13 protein-coding genes are annotated in these 17,852 nt (G+C 67.2%); 3 read left to right on the top strand and 10 right to left on the bottom strand.

Annotation, left to right across the window (positions count from 1 at the left end; translation table 11 throughout):
- Positions 1 to 147: 147 nt before the first annotated feature.
- A complete protein-coding gene (locus tag ACIHA7_RS28605; RefSeq protein ID WP_397294029.1) occupies positions 148 to 753 on the bottom strand; it encodes a CPBP family intramembrane glutamic endopeptidase in 606 nt (201 codons plus the stop codon).
- A 26-nt stretch (positions 754 to 779) separates the two neighbouring features.
- Positions 780 to 2,495: an alpha/beta hydrolase gene (locus ACIHA7_RS28600; protein ID WP_397294028.1), complete on the bottom strand. Its 1,716-nt coding sequence runs from the start codon at positions 2,493 to 2,495 to the stop codon at positions 780 to 782.
- A 293-nt stretch (positions 2,496 to 2,788) separates the two neighbouring features.
- Between ACIHA7_RS28600 and ACIHA7_RS28595 the strand changes: the two genes are divergently transcribed.
- Complete coding sequence (locus ACIHA7_RS28595; RefSeq protein ID WP_107653970.1) at positions 2,789 to 3,079, top strand: YiaA/YiaB family inner membrane protein; 291 nt, start codon at positions 2,789 to 2,791, stop codon at positions 3,077 to 3,079.
- A 57-nt stretch (positions 3,080 to 3,136) separates the two neighbouring features.
- Here ACIHA7_RS28595 and ACIHA7_RS28590 read toward each other — a convergent pair whose 3' ends face one another.
- Positions 3,137 to 4,837, bottom strand: coding sequence for an alpha/beta hydrolase (locus tag ACIHA7_RS28590; protein WP_397294027.1), 1,701 nt, complete (start codon positions 4,835 to 4,837; stop codon positions 3,137 to 3,139).
- Between the two features lie 110 nt (positions 4,838 to 4,947).
- On the bottom strand, positions 4,948 to 7,242 hold the full coding sequence (gene purL, locus ACIHA7_RS28585) for a phosphoribosylformylglycinamidine synthase subunit PurL (protein WP_397294026.1): 2,295 nt from the start codon (positions 7,240 to 7,242) through the stop codon (positions 4,948 to 4,950).
- Positions 7,243 to 7,516: 274 nt separating this feature from the next.
- On the opposite strand from purL, the gene ACIHA7_RS28580 reads away from it, so the two are divergent.
- Complete coding sequence (locus ACIHA7_RS28580) at positions 7,517 to 8,836, top strand: glycosyltransferase 87 family protein (RefSeq protein ID WP_397294025.1); 1,320 nt, start codon at positions 7,517 to 7,519, stop codon at positions 8,834 to 8,836.
- Here ACIHA7_RS28580 and ACIHA7_RS28575 read toward each other — a convergent pair.
- From ACIHA7_RS28575 to ACIHA7_RS28560, 4 genes are all read right to left on the bottom strand, one after another.
- Entirely contained in the window at positions 8,788 to 10,083 is a 1,296-nt protein-coding gene (locus ACIHA7_RS28575; RefSeq protein WP_397294024.1) for a M18 family aminopeptidase, read from the bottom strand. The genes ACIHA7_RS28580 and ACIHA7_RS28575 overlap by 49 nt on opposite strands.
- 28 nt (positions 10,084 to 10,111) lie before the next feature.
- The gene (locus ACIHA7_RS28570; protein ID WP_397294023.1) at positions 10,112 to 11,575 is read right to left on the bottom strand and encodes a S1 family peptidase; all 1,464 of its coding nucleotides are present in this window, start codon (positions 11,573 to 11,575) and stop codon (positions 10,112 to 10,114) included.
- Positions 11,576 to 11,681: 106 nt separating this feature from the next.
- Positions 11,682 to 12,902 (bottom strand): ABC transporter permease, encoded by a 1,221-nt coding sequence (locus ACIHA7_RS28565; RefSeq protein ID WP_397294022.1) that lies wholly within the window; start codon positions 12,900 to 12,902, stop codon positions 11,682 to 11,684.
- The gene (locus tag ACIHA7_RS28560) at positions 12,899 to 13,750 is read right to left on the bottom strand and encodes an ABC transporter ATP-binding protein (protein WP_397294543.1); all 852 of its coding nucleotides are present in this window, start codon (positions 13,748 to 13,750) and stop codon (positions 12,899 to 12,901) included. The genes ACIHA7_RS28565 and ACIHA7_RS28560 overlap by 4 nt, the downstream gene beginning before the upstream one ends.
- A 455-nt stretch (positions 13,751 to 14,205) precedes the next feature.
- On the opposite strand from ACIHA7_RS28560, the gene ACIHA7_RS28555 reads away from it, so the two are divergent.
- Positions 14,206 to 14,640 carry a hemophore-related protein gene (locus ACIHA7_RS28555; RefSeq protein WP_135234614.1) on the top strand — a complete coding sequence of 145 codons (435 nt, stop codon included), beginning with the start codon at positions 14,206 to 14,208 and terminating at the stop codon, positions 14,638 to 14,640.
- A gap of 879 nt (positions 14,641 to 15,519) precedes the next feature.
- On the opposite strand, the gene ACIHA7_RS28550 is transcribed toward ACIHA7_RS28555, so the two are convergent.
- The gene (locus ACIHA7_RS28550) at positions 15,520 to 16,368 is read right to left on the bottom strand and encodes a class I SAM-dependent methyltransferase (RefSeq protein WP_397294021.1); all 849 of its coding nucleotides are present in this window, start codon (positions 16,366 to 16,368) and stop codon (positions 15,520 to 15,522) included.
- Positions 16,369 to 16,609: 241 nt separating this feature from the next.
- Entirely contained in the window at positions 16,610 to 17,632 is a 1,023-nt protein-coding gene (locus tag ACIHA7_RS28545) for an alpha/beta hydrolase (protein ID WP_397294542.1), read from the bottom strand.
- Positions 17,633 to 17,852 lie beyond the last annotated feature (220 nt).

Below are 17,852 nucleotides of genomic sequence, written 5' to 3'. Positions count from 1 at the left end.
GAACATTGTTCGCAAGTGCGCATGACGTTCCTACCTTGTACGCAACCAGACGCAGCGATGTCGGGTGGCGGTGCGAAACGAGCTAACGAACGTCGGCAGCGGCCCGAAGAGCGGCTTGCCACTGCCCCCAGGACATGTTGAGCCGGTTTACTTTTCGGCTGTGCCGAGCAGCCGTGCCAGGCGCGGCGCGACAGCGCCACCCGCATTGGTGGCCAGGTGCAGCATGGCCGGAGCCGTGACGCTTCCGGTGCGGCGGCGCAGCCAGCCGAGCGCGAAACCACCCGCAGCCGTGGCGGCCACGGCAACCGGGACACTGTCGCCTGCGGCACGGGCCGGGTGCACGTGCCAGAGTCCGAAGGTCGACGCACCGAGCACCGATCCGGCGCGGACACCGAAGACGTTGTCCAGCAACGGTTCCAGGGTGGCCCTGAAGATCATCTCTTCGCCGTAGACGGTGCCGATCGGGATATGCACCATGATCCATTCGGCGGTGCCTACCTCCGGCCCGCGATCAATGAACTCGCGCAGCCCTTTCCGCACCGATGGAATCGCCAGGGCTACCCCGTAACCGGCGGCGACCAGCGCGGCGGACACGGCTCCGTATCGAAAGCCTCTCGCCGAGCACCACTTCGGCTCGCCACGGAACGCGACGGCGTAGGCGGTGGCGAATCCGGCATTGGCCACGGTCCGGCCGCGCACGCCGAGCTCGAGTCCGGGCAGCACCCAGTTGCTCCACGCCAGCGGAATGCCCATAGCGACAATAGTTTCCGTAACTCTACTCACTTGATCTTCCGCTCGAAGTCCTCGGTGGCCTCGATCTCGGCCCTGATCCGGTCGGACATGCCCGCGTTCCAGTCCGGCGGTGCGGCGACGGCCGCCCACCCGTCGAGCACCAGGCTGCCGTAGCGATGCCCGTGACCGTCGGTGACGGCCTGCGCATTGGTGAGGTCGGCGGCGACCTGCCAGAAGGTGACGAACGGCCACCAGCGCATCTGCGAGGAGACGTCCGCGCCGCGCGGCTCGGACAGCCAATCCGGTTGGGAGAAGATCAGATCCGTGGACCACCAGACGATCGGGTCCGAAGCGTGCTGTAGGTAGGCGATCCGGGGTGGCCGCCACTCGGTGGACGGTCGGGCGAGATCGGCGCTGTCGGAGGCGAATCGCACCACCAGCCCGTCGGCGTACACCGGCTGGACCTCCCGCGAGCCGGGATCGCGCCGCGAAACGAACTGCCGCCATAGCCGATTCGAGTTCGGCGGGCCCACCCACAGCGCGCCGTCCACCTTCGTCCGCAGATCGGCCAGCCCGTCGAAGGCCGCTTCGGAGCCCTGCGAGCCCAGGCTCTCCCCGTACACCAGCAGCTTGGGGCGCTGCTCCCGCGGCCGCGCACTCCAGTGCCGGTAGATCGCGTCGAACATGGCCCGGCCCGCGGTCATCGCCTTGCCCCGGTCCGCGAGGAACGACAGCACGCTGGGCAGATACGAATACTGCGAGGCGACGATGGCGCTGTCCCCGCCGTACATGTACTCGATCGCGCCCGCCGCCATGGCGTTCACCCAGCCGGTGCCGGTGGTCGTCATCACCACGAGCACCTTCCGATCGAACGCGCCGGTGCGCTCGAGCTCCGCGGCGGCCAGCTCCGCCGGATCCTCGTTCGCCTTGGCCGATTCCAGCCCCACGTAGGCCCGGATCGGCTCGCGGGCCGGCTTGCCGGTCACCTCGCCGATCTTGCTCGCGGTCGGCCCGTGCGATACGAACCATCGCCCCTCGTATCCGAGGGTCTCCCATTTCGCCAGCGAGGCCGGGCTGCCCGAGCGCTCGGGCTGCACCGGCTGGATCGCGTTCGCGGAGGTGTGATCGTTGCGCACGCTGAACGCGGAGTTCGCCACGGCGAAGAACGCGCGCGAGGCCACACCGTTGAAGATGGTGACGGCCAGCAGGACGAGCACGAGGAACCCGGCGGCGGGCGCGAGCTCGCGCGGCACCCGCACCCACTGGTTGAGCAGGCGGGCGAAGAATCGGATGATCTCGCGCACCGTCCGATACACCGAGACCACCGCGACGCCGACCGCCAGACTCAGCAGACCGGTGCGCAGATAAGCGGGCGTCGTGGTGCCTTCCATGCCCATCAACGCGGTGATCTCGCGCTGCCAGCGCGCCGATTGGACCAGCATGAGTGCCGCGCTCAGCGCGGCGGTGAACAAGATCGCGGACTTCACCGCGTAGCGCACCCACGTCGGTGGTGGCGGGATCCTGGTCAGCCGCGGCCGCACCCACAGCCGGAACAGCCACTCCAGCACACAGCCGACGCCGTACCCGAGCGCGGCGTTGATTCCGCTGATCAGACCCTGGAACAGCCAGTCGCGCGGTAGCAGCGACGGCGTCACCGACAGGGCGAAGAACACCGTGGCAACGACGAGCCCGGCATAGTTCAGATCGATGATGTCTTCCGCACGCCGCACGATGACGACGCTGCGCGCACGCAGCTTCGTCATGGTGGAGGCGGGCACGAGCACGGGACTCAGCGCGCGCGGAGTTCGGCCGCGGGCGGGTCCGTTGCGATCATCACCGCAACAGTATGGCGGGCGACGCACAAATATTTCTGACACGGTAGGCCGACGCGGTGTTGCAGCCCGGCGGCCTGGCCCACCCCGGCTACGAAGGTGGGGTGCGCGACGCGACGCCGTGCGCCGGGTTCGAGTGTCACGCCGACGATCGGCAACTACCCAGACCGCTCGAGTAGTTGTACACGGTTGCGCGCGTGCGCGTGTCGGCAGACTTCTCGGCTATGAGCACTCCCAACGCACAGTCGAAGACCACCTCGGCCTTCATCGCGCAGGCCGCGATCGCGTTCGGTGTCAGCTTTCTCGGGGCGGGCATCGGAATCTGTTATCTCCCACTGGACATGTGGCAGCGCGGCTTCCTCGCGATGTCGCTGCTGTTCCTGGTGACCAGCACCTTCACCTTGGCGAAGGTGGTGCGTGACCAGCACGAGGCCGCGACCGTACACGGTCGCATCGATCAGGCACGGTTGGAAAAGCTGCTCGCAGAGCACGATCCGTTCAACACCGTGACCTGACGACGCGCCTGGGCGGGCCTTGTGCACGAGGGGTCCCGGCCCGCCCAGGTCCGCGTTTTACTTCAGCGAGCGTTCGCGAACCGCCGACGCTTCCAAGTAGTTTCGGATCCGATCCGAGAGCTCCGCCGACCAGTCCGGCGGCTCGGCGAGCGCGGCCCAGGCATCGAGCACCAGCGTGCCGTAGCGATGCCCGTGCCCGTCGTTGACGCCCTGCGCGTTCGGCAGATCCGCGGCCACCTGCCAGAAGGTGACGATCGGATACCACGCCATGGTCGGCGACACGTCCGAGCCGCGCGGCTCGCGCAGCCAATCCGGTTCGGTGAACAGCAGATCCGGCGACCACCAGACCACCGGGTCGGAGGCGTGTTGCAGGTAGGCGATGCGCGGGGTGAGCCAGGTGCTCGACGGCCGCCACAGGTCGCCGCGGCCGTCGGCGAACCGCACCACCAGACCGTCGGCGTAAGTAGGCAACACCTCGGGCGAGCCCGGATCGCGGCGGGCCACGAACTCGCTCCACAACCGGTTCGAGTTGGGCGGTCCGACCCACAGCACCCCGTCGGACTTGGTCCGCAGGTCGGACAGGCCGGTGAACGCGCCCTCCGAGCCCTGCGAGCCGAGGCTCTCTCCGTAGACGAGCAGTTTCGGACGGGCGTTCGCCGGACGCGCCGACCAGTGCTCATACACCTTGTCGAACACCAGCTTTCCCATCCGCGTCGCCTTCTCCTTGTCCGAGAGGAACGACAGCACGCTGGGCAGATACGAGTACTGGGTGGCGACGATCGCGGTGTCGCCGCCGTACATCAGCTCGACGGATTCGGCGCTGGTCGAGTCGACCCAGCCGGTGCCCGTCGTGGTCACCACGACCAGCGCTTTGCGGTCGAAGGCACCGGTGCGCTCCAGCTCGGCGGCGGCCAACTCGGCCTGCGCCGCAGGCCCGTCCGCCGATTCCAAGCCGGTGTACACCCGGATGGGTTCGCGCGCGGGTTTGCCGGTGACCCTGGCGATGTCGTCGGCGCTCGGCACATAGGAGACGAACCAGCGACCCTCCGAGCCGAGGGTCTCCCACTTGGCCAGCGAGCTCGGACTGCCGGACCGTTCCGGCAGCTGCGGCTGGGCGGCGTTGGGCGAGGTGTGGCTGTTGCGCACGCTGAACGCCGAGTTGGCCGCCGCGAAAAAGGCTTTGGCGAGCACGCCGTTGAACAGCGTGACGGCGAGGATGGTGACGATCAGCGCGCCGATCGGCAACGCGAACTGGCGCGGGATGTGCACCCGCGCGGTCAACTCACCCGCCACCCACCTGATCAGCCATCGGACGGCGCGGAACACCCCGATCACGAGCGCGATCACGGCGGCGCTCAGCGCGCCGGTCCGCAGGAATCCGGTGGTGGTGATGTCGTCCATGCCCATCAGCGCGGTGATCTCGCGCTGCCACCGGGCCGACTGCACCAGCATCACGATCGCGACGACCACGCAGCCGAGCAGCACCGCCAGCTTGATCGCACCGGGCAACCAGGTGGGCAGATCCGCCAATACCTTTGTCACGGAAGCGGGTAGCCGCACCCGCGGCCGAATCCACCTGCGGTACGCCCACTCCAGCAGGCACCCGACGCCGTAGCCGATGGCCGCGTTGACCCCGCCGATCAGCCCTTCGAACAGCCAATCCCGCGGCAGCAGCGACGGTGTCAGCGACAGCGCGAAGAACAGCGTGGCAACGACGACCCCGAACAGCGAGAAGGACAACTGATCTCGCACGAACATGGGTAATTCGCCGGGTACCAGCTGACCCAGCCGAATCCCAACCGCCGGACGCCGACGCTCCTCGCCCCGCACCTAGGCCTGGCCTGAATACTCGGAGAGGCGGGGGAGCATCAGATGGCGCTTGCTCCGAACAACTTCGGCAGCGTGCCCTCGTGCGCGGCCCGCAGCTCGTCCATGGGGACGGTGAACTGTCCTTGCACCTCAACCGAGTCCGCGCCCTGGTCGACCACACCGATGCGCACCCACGGCAGTTCGCGGGCGGTGCACATCTTGGTGAACCGGGTCTCCTCCGAGCGCGGCACCGCGACGAGCACACGGCCCGCCGACTCGGAGAACAGCGTCACGAACGGATCGGCATCCTCGGGAAGCAGGATGCGGCAACCGGTTTCACCCGCCAGCGCGGCCTCGACGACGGTCTGGATGAGCCCACCCTCCGAAAGGTCGTGCGCGGCACTGATCATGCCGTCGCGCGAACCCGCGGTGAGCACCTCGGCCAGCAACTGCTCGCGGGCGAAATCTACCTTGGGCGGCACGCCGCCCAGGTGGTCGTGCACGACCTGGGACCAGATGGAGCCGCCGAATTCGTCGCGGGTCTCGCCGAGCAGGATCAGCGTCTCCCCCGGCTCCAGGCCGAGCCCGGTCGGAATGCGCCGGTGCACGTCGTCGATCACGCCGAGCACGCCGACCACCGGGGTCGGCAGGATGGCGGTCTGCCCGGTCTGGTTGTAGAAGCTCACGTTGCCGCCGGTGACCGGAATGCCGAGCGCCACACAGCCGTCCGCGAGACCGCGGACGGCCTGCTGGAACTGCCACATCACGCCGGGATCCTCCGGCGAGCCGAAGTTGAGACAGTTGGTGACGGCCTTCGGGGTGGCGCCGGTGGTGGCGACATTGCGGTAGGCCTCGGCCAGCGCGAGCTGCGCGCCCGTGTAGGGGTCCAGCTTGGTGTAGCGCCCGGACGCGTCGGTGGCCAGCGCGATACCGCGGCCGGTCTGCTCGTCGATCCGGATGACGCCTGCGTCGGCGTGCTCGGCGAGCACCGTGTTGCCGCGCACGTACCGGTCGTACTGCTCGGTGATCCACTTGCGGCTGCACAGCTGCGGGCTGGCCAGCATCCGCAGCAGCGTCGCGCGCAGTTCGTCGCCGGTCTTCGGACGGGTCAGCTTGTCGGTGCTGTCGGCGATCAGCGCGTCCTGCTCGTCCGGGCGCCGCACCGGGCGCTCGTAGACCGGGCCCTCGTGCGCGACGGTGCGCGGCGGCACGTCCACCACGGTCTCGCCGTGCCAGGTGACGACGAGCCGGTCACCGTCGGTGACCTCGCCGATCACCGTGGCCAGGGTGTCCCACTTGCGGCACACCGCCATGAACGCATCCACGTTCTCGGGGGTGACCACCGCGCACATGCGCTCCTGCGATTCGCTGGAGAGCACCTCGGCCGGGGTCATCCCGGTGGCCCGCATCGGCACCCGGTCCAGCTCGATGCGCATGCCGCCGTCACCGGCGGCCGCCAGTTCGGAGGTGGCACAGGACAGTCCGGCACCGCCGAGGTCCTGGATGCCGACCACCAGCTTGGCCGCGTACAACTCGAGACAGCACTCGATGAGCACCTTCTCGGTGAACGGATCGCCGACCTGGACGCTGGGCAGCTTCTTGCGGCCGGTACCCGACTCGTCACCGGAGAAGGTGTCCGAGGCGAGCACGGAGACACCGCCGATGCCGTCGAGGCCGGTGCGCGCGCCGAACAGAATGATCTTGTTGCCGGTGCCGGAGGCGAAGGCCAGGTGCAGGTCCTCGACCCGCATCACGCCAGCGCACAGCGCGTTCACCAGCGGATTGCCCTGGTAGGACGGGTCGAACACGGTCTCGCCGCCGACATTGGGCAGGCCGAGCGAGTTGCCGTAGCCACCGACGCCGCGCACCACACCGTCGACCACGCGCCGGGTGTCGGCCGCGTCCGCCGCGCCGAAGCGCAGCTGATCCATCACCGCGATCGGGCGCGCGCCCATCGCCATGATGTCGCGCACGATGCCGCCGACGCCGGTCGCCGCGCCCTGATACGGCTCGACATAGGACGGGTGGTTGTGGCTCTCGACCTTGAAGGTGACGGCCCAGCCGTCGCCGACGTCGACGACGCCCGCGTTCTCGCCGATGCCCGCGAGCATCGAGGCCCGCATCTGCTCGGTGGTGGTCTCGCCGAAATAGCGCAGATGCACCTTCGACGACTTGTAGGAGCAGTGCTCGCTCCACATCACCGAGTACATCGCCAGTTCGGCGTCGGTCGGCCGACGGCCGAGGATTTCCTTGATGCGCGCGTACTCGTCGTCCTTCAAACCCAGCTCTTTATAGGGTTGCGGCACGTCAGGAGTTGCTGCGGCTGCGCTGACGGTGTCGACCTGCGAAGTCACGGTGTGCAGCGTCCTTTCGACATGATCGGGCGCGCTGCGCGGTTACGCTGCGCTACCTCCTCCGCGCTTGACCCGACCATGTCAGGGGACCTTTCGGGCCGGGAGCGCGAAGCTGGGGATTCGCCTGGAAGTTTAGCCGTGACCGTCGGCGGGCACCGGGCCGCATGGGCCCCACGCCCGGTTCGCCGGATTCCTGTGCGCCAGGTCACAGGTCGTCGGCGCCACCGTGCGCGCCGACGAGGGTCACACACCGGCCACGGATACGCTGGGGCCCGTGAACGAACGATCGGGGGTTGCGGATTCCGCTGAGCCGGTTGCCTCGAACAACCCGAACGCCACCTCGACGGCGCGCGTGCCTTTGTCGCGTGCGCAGCTGCGCTGGCTGCTGATCGCGGTCGGCCTTTTCGCCGCGTCGTCGGCGCTGTCGCTCGTGGTGCACTGGTGGTCCGGCTACATCGATCTGCAGGTGTACCGCAACGGTGCCAGGGTCTGGCTCGACGACGGCGAGCTGTACGGGCCGATGCCGCCGGTCGCCGGTATCGGCCTGCCGTTCACCTATCCCCCGCTGGCCGCGCTGTTCTTCGCCCCGCTGGCGCTGCTGCCGCTGCCGGTGGCCGAGGTGCTCGTCCTGGTGACGTCGCTGGCGAGCCTCGCCGTCACGCTGCGGGTGGTGCTCGCGCGGATCCGGCCCGAGCTGTCCCGAATCACCGCCTGGACGCTCGTCATCGGCGCGGTGGCCCTGCTGCAGACGTTCGAGCCGCTGCGCCAGACCTTCGGCTTCGGCCAGATCAACCTGGTGCTGATGGCCGCGATCACGCTGGATTGCCTGGTGCGCAAGCCATTCTGGCCGCGCGGCATGCTCATCGGCATCGCGGTGTCGGTGAAGCTGATCCCCGGCGGATACCTGCTGTACTTCCTGCTGCGCAAGGACTGGAAGGCGGCGGGCACGCTGGTCGTCTCCGCGATCGGGGCGGTCGGGCTGGGTTTCCTGCTGTTCCCGAGTGATTCGGCCGAGTACTGGTTCCACACGCTCGCCGACACCGGCCGGATCGGCCCGCCGTATTTCGCCGGCAACCAATCGATCAAGGGCATGGTGTTCCGGCTCGGCGTCGCCGACTCGGTGGCCACGCTGCTGTGGATCACCCTGTCATTGGTGGCGGTCGTGCTGGCCGCGGTCTGGATGCGCAGGCTGATCGACACCGGCGCGACCGTCGCCGCACTGATGGTGAATGCCGCGGTGGTACTACTGGTTTCGCCGGTCTCCTGGTCGCACCACTGGGTGTGGATCGCGCCCGCACTGGTGGTGACCGCGGACGCGATCGCGCGCGGCAGCGGCGACGGATCCGCGCGCGGCACCTGGAACACCCGCAGCCCGCTGTTCCTCGGTTCCGTCGGCGCCATGAGCGTCATGTTCCTCATCGGACCGCAGTGGCTGCTGCCGCACTCCCAAGACAAAGAACTCGGCTGGGCCTGGTGGCAGCAGCTCATCGGCAGCAGTTACGTGCTCGCCACCCTCGCGGTGTTCGTCGTCGCGGTGGCGGCCTATCACCCGGTGACGGCGGGTGTCAGGAAGGCGGCCAGCGCCGCGGCGTAGGCCGGAACGTCGGCGGCGCCCATTATTTCGCGCGCCGAATGCATCGCCAGCTGGGCCGCGCCGACGTCGACCGTCGTCATGCCGGTGCCCGCCGCCGTCATCGGGCCGATGGTCGATCCGCACGGCAGATCGGCGCGATGCACGTAGCGCTGCAACGGAACTCCCGCCTGCTCACAGGCCAGCGCGAACGCGCCCGCGCCCGCCGCGTCGGTGGCGTAGCGCAGGTTCTGGTTGACCTTGAGCACCGGTCCGCCGTTCACCTGGATGCGGTGCGCGGGCTCGTGCCGCTCCGGGTAGTTGGGGTGCGTCGCATGGGCCATATCGCCGGAGGCGCAGACCGAACCGGCCAGGGCGGCGAAGAATTCGCCGCGATCGCCGCCGCGGGACAGCACGATCCGCTCCAGCACCGTCGGCAGCAGATCGGACTGCGCGCCGCGATCGGACTGGCTGCCGACCTCCTCGTGGTCGAAGGTGGCGAACACGGGGATGGCCGCGCCCGGCTCGGCGGCCGCGGCGAGGAAGGCCTGCAGGCCCGCGTAGCAGGTGCCCTGATTGTCCAGCCGGGGCGCGCTGACCAGATCTTGGTCGCGGCCGACGAGCCGGCTCGGGGCCAGGTCGTGGGTCATCAGTTCCCAGCCGAGCAGCGCGTCCGGGTCGAGGCCGGCCTGCTCCGCGACGAACGCGAGGAAGGACCGCGGTTCGTGACCGACACCCCACACCGCGTTCACGTGCCGCTGCGGGTCGAGCGTGACGCCCTTGCGGTCGTCGGAGAGATGGATGGCAAGCTGGGGCACCCGCAGGATCGGTTCATCGATGCGAACCAGCTGCTCGCGCACGGTGTTTCCGTCCCGCACGCTGAGCCGCCCGGACAGGCCGAGCTCGCGATCCAGCCAGGAATTGAGCCAGGCGCCGCCGTAGGGTTCGAGGCCGACCAGCTGCCAGCCCGCCGACGTCAGATCGGGGTGCTGCTTGACCCGCAGGTTCGGACTGTCGGTGTGCGCGCCGACCACTCGGAACGGTGTCACCCCGGTGGCGTCCGCCGTCGCCCACGCGATCAGCGAGCCGCCGCGCACCACGTAATGCTTGCTCGGGCCGTCCGCGGGCCACGGCGCCGACTCGTCCAGCCGGGTGAAGCCGTTGGCGTCCAGCTCCTCGGCCACCGTCGCGCAGACGTGGAAGGGCGAGGGCGACGCGTCGATGAACGCGCACAATCCGGTGGCCGTAGCGGCGGTCGTGGAAACGGGCATGTTCGCGATCTTAGGGGGCACCGCCGGATCAGCTGGTGCGGACTTTCAAGCCGGGATGGTCGCGCAGCACCGTGCTCAGCGGCTGACCGAGCAGCACCGGGAGGTGACCACAGGTGCCGTCGAACGGTGTGGCGGTGGTGACGATGGAGCTGGTGATGCCGACCGCCTTGGTACCGGCCATGATCGGGCCGCCGCTGTCGCCCTGATGACCGCACAGGGTGGTGATGAACATGTCCTCGAACTGGACCGGATCACTGTGGCCCGGCACGCCTTTCAGCCGGGCGACCTGGCCGGACGCGAGCACCACGCCGCAGGAGTAGCCGGACCGGAATCCGGCCTTGCACACCACGGCGCCGTCGATCGGATCCGCGGTGCCGTCGATGGGCACGACCCCACTGTCGCGCATCGACGAGTCCGGCACCTGGCTGGTGTTGCTGCCGGTATCCAGCCTGGGCGGCACCACCGACTGGGTCGGCGGCGACAGCTCGCCCGCCGAGACCAGGTTGTTCCGGAACCGGGGCGCGGCCGCCTCGTTGATCCGCAGGATTCCGTAGTCGTAGGGGCTGAAGCTGGACACATCGAAGTGGCCGAGTTCGGTGCCGAGCTTCGGCTTCTCGCCGGGCACGTACTCCTTGTCCGACGTGCCACGCACGCTGAAGACGCGCTGGGGTTCCCGCTTGCGCTTCGCCTGCGCGACAAGGTTGTTGGGGTCGCAGTGGCCCGCGGTGATGTTGACCGCGCGGCCTTTCGCGTCGGTGGCGTGGAAGCCGAACGAGCATCGGTGGACCTCGCCGTCGACCTCGAAGGCGTAGGACTGGCCGCCGACGATGGTGCCGTCGGGTCCCTCGGCCGCGATGGGGCGCACCTCGTCCACGGTGTTGTCGGGCCGGGCTTCCGGCATCGTCGCCGCGATCGCGCGAACCGGTCCCGCCTCCGCGGGCAGCTGCGTGTCCTTGGCGACCCGTACCGCGAAACTGTTGTCCGCCATGTCGATTCCGTACCCGAAGATCGACTCGGCGACCGCGCCGGTCTGCGCGGCCAGCCAGCGTTCGAACGCGGCGCGCCGCTCCCGCAGGGTGGCCTCGCTGGCCGACACCGTTTCCACGGTGAACCCCGCCGCCTCGGCGGCCGCCCGTGCGTGCCGGGAACTCACCCCGTCGGTGAGCGCGACGATCGGGCGACCACCGTCCATCCGGACGCCGGCGAAGGCGGCCGGGTGGGCGATCCGGGCCGACCTGGCGTACTCGGACAGGCTATTCGTCAGCGCGACGCGGCGCGCGTACTCCGCGGCGTCGATGCCGAGGTCGCGCCGCAACGCGTCGATCAGGCTCGGCGGCAGGGAGATTGCCGCGGGCGGCGGGGCGGCCGAGACGGGGACGGCGGCCGATCCCGCGGCCAGTGCGGCACAGCACATCAGCGCTGCCTGTCGGCAGCGACGTAGGGCTGTGCCGCGACCTAGCGCCTTGTCGCGTAGACGGGGACCGAACGACATCGAGAAGCCTCCTGACCGAACCTGACAGTGGGTGTGGCCCGATGCTATTAGTCACACCAGTCACAAAACGGACTATCCGGTCCAGTCGCGTGTCATTGCCGTTTCACTATGCGTGCGCCCGGAGCGCGGTGCGCAGCGACACTCGGCTGCCGGTGAGCAGGACGGCGTTGCCGTAGATCCGGCCTGCCAACCGAGCCACCAGCGCGATGGTCAGCACCATGGCCACCAGCGCGCCCGTCATCTGCCAGCCGGGCACCTCGTAGGCCGCCCGCATGGGCATCACCACCGGTGAGAGCAGCGGAATCATCGACAGCACGGTCGCGGAGGTCCCGTGCGGATCCGCGGGCACGATCGACTGCCCGATCAGATACGCCGCGATCAGTACCACCGACACCGGGACCGCCACCGACGCGAGATCCTCCTGCCGCGACACCAGCGAGGCGGCCGCCGCGACGACAAGGGCGTAGAGGAAGTAGCCGAGCAGGTACCACACCACCGCCCAGCCGACCACGCTGCCGACCATCGTGGTCGACAGCGCCAGCACCCCGGTGGCAAAAGCGGTGGCCATCCCCACCGCGGCGATCAACGCCACCTGGATGATCGTCACGAGGCCGATACCGATCACCTTGCCCGCCAACAGCTCCCACGGACGGATCGTCGCGAGCAGCAGCTCGACAATGCGATTGGCCTTCTCCTCGACGACCCCCTGCCCGGTCAGCTGAATACTGATCAGCAGCATCACGTAGGTGAGCACGCCGATCACGGCCGCCATGCCGATGCGCGCGCCGCGGTGATCGTCGGCCGGTTGCAGCGGCTGCACGGCGATCTTCGCCTCGGCGATCGCGGTCTCCACGGCGGCCGGATCCCCGCCGAGCCAACTGATCTCCTGATGCAGCGCGGCCTGCCTGGCCACCAGACCGAACGCCGTGCGCAGCCCGTCCGGCAGTGCCGATTTCACCACCACCTGCAACTGCCCATCCGCCGCACCGACCAGCAGGGCCGCGAGATCGTCGGCACGGATCTGCTCCTCACCGGCGTTCCGGTCGACCACGGTGGTCTCGATCGACTGACCGGCGGCCGCGCCCGCGGCGACCAGCAATGGCTGGAACTGAACGGTATCCGCCGTCAGGCCAACCTTTTCCACCGCGACGGTCGTGCCGCGATCGATGAAGTGGAACAGCAACACCGTGCCCGCGACGGCGAGGACCAGGATGGCGGTGATCGCGACGAAGGCTTTCGACCGCACCCGCACGTTGATCTCGCGGCCGGCGACGATGCGAATCGCTTGGATCGGAGACAGCTTCGGGTCACTGAGGCGCTCACTCATGCCGCCACCTCCGCCGAGTCGACGGTCGCGTCCCGGAACAAATCGGTCAAAGTGGGCTGCACCCTGCCGAATTCACGCACCGGCCCGGCGGCCAGCGCGGTGGTCAGCACTAAATGGTCGTCGACGTGGTCCTCGAGGCGCAGGATCCATCGGGACGCTTCGCGCCCGCTCACCGACACCCCGGGCATGCGGGTGATCCAGTCGTCGTCCAGGCCCGGCGCGTCGATCGCGACCAACGCCGGTGCCCGACCGCGCAATTCATCAACTGTCCCACAGGCCACCATGGTCCCGTTCCGGACGATTCCGACACGGTCACACAGCCGTTCGACCAGATCGAGCTGGTGCGAGGAGAACAGCACCGGGCTGCCCTTCTCCGCGCTGCGTTCGCGCAACACCGAGCTCATCACCTCGACCGCAACGGGATCCAGCCCGGAGAACGGCTCATCCAGCACCAGAACGTCGGGATTGTGCACCAGCGCGGTCGCCAACTGCACCCGCTGCTGATTGCCGAGACTGAGTTTCAGCACGTCGTCCTGGGCGCGCTGCTCGATCCCGAGGCGCAACATCCACAGCTGCGCTGCGGTGGACGCCTCGAAATCCGAAAGACCGTGCAGCCGAGCGAAGTACTGCAACTGCGCGCCCACCTTCATGCGCGGGTACAGGCCCCGCTCCTCCGGCATGTAGCCGATGCGCCGCCGCGTCGCCAGATCCACCGGCCTGCCGTTCCATCGAACTGCACCGGCGTCGGCGGCCATCACCCCCATGATGATCCGCATCGTTGTCGTCTTCCCCGCGCCATTGGATCCGACGAACCCGAACAACTCACCGGGCCGCACGTCGAACGTCATGTCGGACAACGCGACAACGTCCCCGTAGCGCTTGACCAAGCTCGAAATTTCCAACACGTAGAATTCGCACCTTCCACTCGTCGCACGATCGTCTTCGCGTCCACGAGGCGGCTCGATTCGCCGCACCGTTCCGCAGGCGGACGCCGCTAGCGGCACGGCGCCACCATGCCAGGAAACAACCTGCCCCGCCGCATAACACACCGAATAGGCCGGTTTTCTCGTGACGGCACAGCACATCCGCTTATACCGCACGCTCTTCCATTTAAATACGACTGCGCCGGGTCGGTCCATGGATACACGATCGGCCGTTTCCTCGATCTACCATTCTTTCGTCACGGTGACGCCTTCGGTTCGCGCATGGCGCAAGAACTTTCGGCCGCGATGCGCGCGTTGCCCGCTCGTACCACCGAGTTTGTTGAGTACCATCACCGCCGGGTCACCGACCCGACAGTCAGATGAACTCTACGAAGGGTGACTACATGACGATGCGCAAAGCCCGATACACGATCGCCGCACTCGCCTTCAGCGGATTCTCCGCCGCCACTGCATTGTTCGGATCAGGAGCGGCGTCCGCCGATCTGGCCACCGACCTGGCGCCCCTGATGACGACGAAATGCTCGTTCAGCCAGTTCGATGCGGCGATGCGCGACATGGAACCCGCTGTCGCGGCGAAGTTCGATGCGGACCCGATCCAGAAGGCCGTTCTGCAAACCACACTCTCGCAGCCGGTTTCCCAGCGCCAAGCGGCATTCGAGATGTTCAACAAGAGCTTCGGCCAGATGACGGCAATGCACGCGAACAACACCACCACCACCGATGCGAGTGCCGATGCGAACGCCGACGCGCGTGCGGCGATCCGCAAAGTCACGGCCTCCTGCGACCGCTACTGAGGCATAGCGCCGACAGCTGACCCCAGAGTCGGATCGACGACCACTTCCGCGGACCGAACGCCGCTCGAACGCGAATATTTCAGACCTTTTGTTCGGATTATTCATTCGGACACACAGCGCGGAAAAAGCTGCTATAGGCCGTTGGTCCTGGTAGACAGGTCGGCGCGAAATTTCCGACACGCCGGGTCAGTTCAGCATTAACAACGCCACACTTGGCATGATCTCTTCTGCTACACCACAATAAACCGTCCAACGAAGGAGTAACTCGTGCTGTTGTCTGTTACCGTCCCGCTCGGTCTCGGTGTTGCTGCTGCTCTCGGCCTGGTTGTGGCCGCTCTCGGGCTGCTCTGAGCAAAAGCAGCTAATTGAGAAGGCGGGGCCGAGTGCTTCCAGAGGGGAGCCTCGGTCCTGCTCCCGATTTTCCGAGATCTGTTCGAGTCGGAATCAGAATCTCGCGCGTTAGACCAACACTCATCTGCCAATGAAGGAGTTACTCATGCTGTTGTCTGTTACCGTCCCGCTGGGCCTCGGTGTCGCTGCTGCTGTCGGCCTGGTGGTCGCCGCTCTGGGCTTGATCTGAGAATCTCAGCCCATTGAGCACAGTGGACCCAGAAGAGCTCGGTCCACTCTAATTCCCGAGTTTTGTCGAACCCCTTCGAGATTCACCGGGTCGACCGCTCACCTGAACCGAGAAGGAGCACACTCATGCTGCTGTCCGTGACCGTTCCCCTGGGCCTGGGCCTCGCCGGCGTCGTCGCGATTGCCGTGTCTGCGCTGGGCCTGCTCTAAACCATCTCTGAGCTAAACCTAAATGCGGGGCCGAGCGACTGCAGACGCTCGGCCCCGCATTTTGTTGTTTTCGAAAGCCGCGCCGCTAACTCACGCGGGAGACATGCGAAGCACACCGGCCCACGGCCGACCGCCGGTATTGCGCGGGTCCGACTCCAGCAGTGAAGAAAGCAGGCGCATCTTCAGCGGGAGACGACCGGCCCGGCGCGCGTGCGTGTACACCGATTCCAGATCCGTTGCCGTCCAGCCGCGTTCTTCCAGATAGGCGATCGGATCGTCGGAGGCGAATCGGAACGGCGCGTTCTCGAACATGGTTCCGTACGACTTCTCCATGCCGTTCTGCATGGTCGTATTCATCACGTCCACGATCCACCACTGGACGTTCGCGGCGCGCAGCGCGTCGGCCAGCTCGCTCACCTGCTCATCCTCGAGGTACTGGATGAGCCCCTCGGTGATGACCAGCGTCTTGGCCGGATCCACCACAGCGGACTTCAGGAACGAACGCAGGGTCGCCGCATCCGAGAGATCCACCTGATGCCGCTCCAACCGGCACTTGGGTGTTTCGTCGGCGAGCAACTGCTCCTTCTCGATGACCAAGCGGGGCAGGTCGGCTTCGATCCAGGTGAGTTCGGCGGGCAGGTCGAGCCGGTACGGGCGCGTGTCCAGGCCCGCCGCGAGATTCAGCACCCTGGTGCAACCATGGGCCAGTGAATCCTGAATCAGGTCATCGATAATCTTGGTACGAACTACGACACCCAGTCCGCTGCGCACTTTCTTCGGCGCCGCCTGGATGATCTCGTAGCCACTGGTTCCTGCCATGCGATCGGCGAATGGATCACAGATTAGTGCGTCTTTTCGGGAAGATTCAATGGCCCGATATGCAGCTGCCCATCGCGCCGTGTCCGAAACATCGTTGATCAGGGTCTCTGTAGATACCATGCAGGCAGGATATACGGCCGATACCGCCGGTCCACGAGCGGCGCGGCGTGTCCCACCGGGCGAATAGCGGCGGGTGGTGAATTAGCTTCGAAGTACGACGAGACGCACATTTCGGGCGTGCCGGCCGGTGAATCTCACCGATATCGGGAGTCGAATAGCAAACGAGGCCGACGGCTATCGAACGACAGCCGTCGGCCCCACTTGTGAACTTGCTCGAATTCAGCTCGATCGAGCGTCGGTACTACGAGAGGCCGAGCCCGCGGGAAAGGAACGGCCAGGACTGCTTGAACTCGTCCTGCCAGTAGCCCCACGAATGCGTTCCCGAGGTGTACCGAAAGGTCGCCGGAATTCCGAGCGACTCCAGCCGCTGCTGCATATTGCGCGTGCAGAAGTTGGTGACGGCCTCGATCGCGCCGCCGACCGCGATCTGATTGATCAGCGTCTCGACGCCGAGCTGGTTGTCGTCGCCATCGATTTGGGTGCGGCCGCCACCGAGCTGCTCGGCCCGCCCGTCGACCGTGTCATATTTGCCCGGGCTGCCGTCGCCCGACGAGAGGTACAGATCGAGCCCGCGCAATTTCTCGGCGTTGATGTAGGCATCGTTTTCCAGCCATTCGGGCGAGCCGGGTGGGCCCCACATGTTCTCCACGTCGCCGCCGCCCATGCCGACCACGGATTTGACGAAAGCCGTGCCGAGTTTGTCGCTGGTCTGCGCGCAGCCACTATAGGCGGCAACGGCCTTGTAGAGACCCGGCTTCGCCATGGGCATCGTGAGCACAGTGGTGCCCGCGGTGGAGATTCCCGCGATGGCGTTGACGCCATTGGTGCCCAGTGCCGCGTCGATCAGCGGCGGCAGCTCTTCGGTCAAATAGGTCTTCCACTTGTTGCGACCGAGCGCCGGATCATCCTTGATCCAGTCCGCGTAATAGCTGAACGGCCCGCCAACCGGGATCACCAGGTTGGCATTCTTGTCCGCCATGAACTTCGGAATGTCGGTCTGCGCCTGCCACGATGCCAGACCTTCGCCGCCGTCGGCGCCGTTCAGCAGATACAGCACCGGCCGCGGCCGGGAGGTATCCGCCGGGCGGACGACATCGACCGGAAACGTCTTGTCCATCGCCGCGGAGTGCACCTGCAGCCGGATGCTGTGGTCATCAATTTGTTCGACACCGGTAATGCGCGAGCCATCCGGGGCTACCGCGCCGGTGGGAATCCGGGCGACGCCCGGCTCCGCTGAAGCCGACACCGCGCCGAAACCGGCCATAACACCGACAAGCAGTCCTGCTACTGCGGTACCGGCCACGAAGGCGCACCGGGACCTACGCCTTTCTACGCCTGGGAAAGTCGATTTCATGGGCACCAGCATCGACCATCGCGGTTGCTTATCGAGGCAACGACACACCTTCTTGTCGCACTGACCATGCATAACCGGAACCCTTCTGTTTCTACAGGTTTCGCCGATTCAGCGCGCGCCAGGCACCGCG

The sequence above is a fragment of the Nocardia sp. NPDC052316 genome (assembly GCF_044547795.1).
In the GTDB taxonomy this organism is placed as follows: domain Bacteria; phylum Actinomycetota; class Actinomycetes; order Mycobacteriales; family Mycobacteriaceae; genus Nocardia.
The sequence above is the reverse complement of the archived record's forward strand: the minus strand, read 5'-3'. Positions and strand labels throughout refer to the sequence as shown.